This window comes from Ferroplasma sp. Type II, assembly GCF_000496155.1.
This window is the reverse complement of sequence record NZ_KI542814.1, coordinates 1-3,391: the sequence shown is the minus strand read 5'-3', so window position 1 is coordinate 3,391 and position 3,391 is coordinate 1. Positions and strand designations below refer to the sequence as shown.

Sequence of the window (3,391 nt, the reverse complement as noted above, 5' to 3'; positions counted from 1 at the left end):
TTTTTGAGAGAGGCTGTTAAACTGGTAAAAAATAAGGGAGACTTTACCAGGCCTAAAGATTACCTGTATCCAAACAGGGTTGCAAGGCAGAGATTGTCCATGGGTGTTGACTATGTTCTATTCAATGCTAAAAAATTATTTTCTGATTATACCATAGTTGATGAGGCCATATCATCATCTGAAAATGTAAGGGCCACATTCGGCTACGGATACAGGAAATATTTCACAGCAAAATCAGGGCAGCTGGGCTGGGCGACAGCGGCATCACTGGGAATAGGACTAAATAACCAGAAAACACTGGTAATTATTGGAGATGGGGCGTTCATGTATACAGTTCAGGGTCTCTGGACGGCAAAGCGTTACAATATACCTGTTAAATTCCTCGTCCTGAACAACGGTGGATACAACATACTTAAGAGTTTTTCAAAAAGTTATTTTCCTGAAATGGAACGAAAGGACTATTTCCAGCTTGATCTGGACATAGAGGCTGTAGCCAGAGGTTTCGGCGTGGAAACAAGGACTGCGGATAAGGATCTTTCAGACCTCCAGTGGTTGCATGAGGGAAATTATCCAAAGGTGCTTGCAGTAAACACTGAAAAAACCGTGGAGAAAATGTTTTTATAAATTGGCTCACAACAATTTTTATTCGGTAGGTTGATTCACTGGCTATAATATTCTTCTATTTTCCATATTCTCCAGCATAGTTAATTTCCAGACGATAAGATTAATATAATAATATCCTTTATATATATTATGGCGAAATTTCCGAGTGATGAATGGGCTAAAGAATATGTCGAGAAGTTAAATTCAAATCCTGCTTACGGTGATGCGGGAAAGACATGGGATGATTCAATAACTTTTGTTGTACAGCCCGATGAAACATATAAGGATTACTGGTATTTATATCTGAACCTTAAGGCAGGCAAATGTATTGACTCTGCTGTGGGCAAGGAAGAGGGCGATGTGCCCAAGTCCAGCTTCAAGTATATGGGAAAGTATTCCAACTGGGTAAAGCTAATAAAGGGGGAAATAGACCCCATACAGGGGCTTATGACAGGAAAATTCAAGCTTGACGGATCCATGATGAAAATAATGAGGTATACTAATGCTGCCAAGGAAATGGTAAACACAGCCAAAATGGTTGATACGCAATTTTAGGCAACACTGTAAATTCTGTAATTTAAATTTATATTTTTATGAGTAATCGATAAAATATTTCTATAATTGACTGCGGAGGCAGGAAAATGGGGTAAATAAAATGGATAAAGTCTTTGGAAACATAATAAATGGAAAAGAAGAAACTGATGGGGAAAAAATTCCCCTGAATAGCCCTGTGGACGGTTCCCTGATAGGATATATAGTGAATTCAGGAAGAGAGACTGTGGAACGTGCAATTAAATCCTCCAGGGAAGCTTTTATAAAATTTTATGCCTCCTCTACTATTTCATCCAGGCAGAAATTAATAGGAAAACTTGCAGACATTGTACAGGAAAAGGCTGAGACATATGCCCAGCTGGAGTCACAAAATACTGGTAAAACTATAAGACAGAGCACATTTATGGATATACCCCTTGCAATATCCCATATCAGATATTTTGCAGAAACTGATGAATTCAAATTCCAGAGAAACATTACACATCCAGAATACCCAGGTACAGAGGGCATAGTTCAGAATGCTCCAATGGGAGTTGTAGCTTCCATAGCTCCATGGAATGTACCGTTTCTCATGGCAGTGTGGAAGGTAATTCCTCCAGTGCTTGCGGGAAATAGTGTCGTCATTAAGCCCTCACATTATACTCCCCTAACTGCTATGGAACTGGTAAAGGATATGAAAGTCGCAGGTTTCCCCGATGGACTGGTGAACCTTGTAAATGGAACGGGAAGGACAACCGGAACCTATCTGATTGAGAGTGATAACATTGACATGATCAGCTTTACTGGATCTACTCCAACCGGATCAAAGGTAATGGAACAGGCTGCAAAAAATATAAAGAAGGTTTCCCTGGAGCTTGGAGGAAAATCACCCAATATAGTATTCGCAGATGCAGATCTTGACCATGCAGTAAAGGGTGTTATATTTGGGATATTCCTTAATGCAGGGCAATTATGCGAATCTGCAAGCAGGCTCATTATCGAAGAATCGGTTATGGACAAATTTCTGGAAAAGATGAAAACCTACCTTGACTCGATGAAATCAGGAAATCCCATGGAGTTTGAAACAGACATAAGTGCAATTACAACCCGGGAGCAGAAGGATAAAATTGATTCACTGATTAAGGAAACTGTCGATGCAGGTGGAAAAATATTCTATTCAAGAAATATGAAAGATGCACCGGATCACGGAATATATTTCCCTCCCACACTTCTTTCTGGACTTCATCCAGGATCAAGGGTATCAGACGAAGAAATATTCGGGCCAGTGCTTACAGTATACCCATTCAGGTCGGAGGAAGAGGCTATAGAACTTGCCAACGGGACAAAATACGGACTTGCGGCTGGCATATGGACTCGTGATTTGAACAGGGCTGCAAGGATAGCATCCATGATTCAGGCTGGAACGGTGTGGATAAATGAATATCACCTTCTTTCTGCGGCTGCACCCAGAGGGGGGTTCAAGAAAAGTGGCATTGGCCGTGAACTGGGAATTGAGGGAATTATGGAATACACCCAGACCAGGCACATATTTTATGGAAATAATGCATCTGGAATGTCTGATATTGCATACGGCATATTAATAAAATCAACATAGGATATGCGCATAATTCTTTCCGTTTTTATGAATTAACATGCACTGGTATATCAGATCTATGATTCAATAAATCTATAATTTATGCTAGAGTTCCATATGATGATTTGGATGTGGTGTAGTGAATTTACTTTGAATGTTTATATATTTCTATTAGATACATTTTTGTGTATAAAGATATGAATAAATTAATTTCCTATTTTAAATATTTAGGCTTTAGATTCAAGACATCGGATTTCGATTCGGGATTTAATGTTCAAAAAATAGCATTTATACTTAAATCAATGGGAATTGATGTAAGCTACAGATTTCAATTATGGAAGCATAGTCCTTATTGCACGTTACTTACAGAGGATTATTATAAATATAATACTCATTCCAGTGATTCAGATTATATCATCTCGGAAGATGAAAAAAAGATACTTAACAGATTCAGCAAAATTATGAATATGGATCAGAAACTTCTGGAATCAGTTTCAACTATTATTCTTCTGGATTTAGTATATTCTAGTGTAGAAGTTGTAATAAAGAAAATAAAAGAAATAAAACCACATTTATCTGATATTGAAATAATAGATGGTCAAAACAAGGCAAAGGAACTGTTATTTAAGGATGAATTTTGACAGAAGAATTACGAAATCAAAT

The 3,391-nt window shown here is 38.0% G+C and carries 4 protein-coding genes; all 4 read left to right on the top strand.

The genetic code is table 11. From position 1 onward, the window contains the following. Positions 1-624, top strand: a 624-nt coding sequence (locus AMDU4_RS12900) for a thiamine pyrophosphate-dependent enzyme (RefSeq protein ID WP_021788376.1), incomplete at its 5' end; no start/stop codon positions are given. A 129-nt stretch (positions 625-753) separates the two neighbouring features. After that, complete coding sequence (locus AMDU4_RS12895; protein WP_021788375.1) at positions 754-1,158, top strand: SCP2 sterol-binding domain-containing protein; 405 nt, start codon at positions 754-756, stop codon at positions 1,156-1,158. Between the two features lie 100 nt (positions 1,159-1,258). After that, positions 1,259-2,749: an aldehyde dehydrogenase gene (locus AMDU4_RS12890; protein WP_021788374.1), complete on the top strand. Its 1,491-nt coding sequence runs from the start codon at positions 1,259-1,261 to the stop codon at positions 2,747-2,749. A 164-nt stretch (positions 2,750-2,913) separates the two neighbouring features. After that, on the top strand, positions 2,914-3,369 hold the full coding sequence (locus AMDU4_RS12885; protein WP_290705387.1) for a hypothetical protein: 456 nt from the start codon (positions 2,914-2,916) through the stop codon (positions 3,367-3,369). Positions 3,370-3,391 lie beyond the last annotated feature (22 nt).

Bases quoted from the DNA above. Each gene is read 5' to 3' on its own strand.
- AMDU4_RS12890 (WP_021788374.1), top strand. From the start codon at position 1,259: ATGGATAAAGTCTTTGGAAACATAATAAATGGAAAAGAAGAAACTGAT.
- AMDU4_RS12895 (WP_021788375.1), top strand. From the start codon at position 754: ATGGCGAAATTTCCGAGTGATGAATGGGCTAAAGAATATGTCGAGAAG.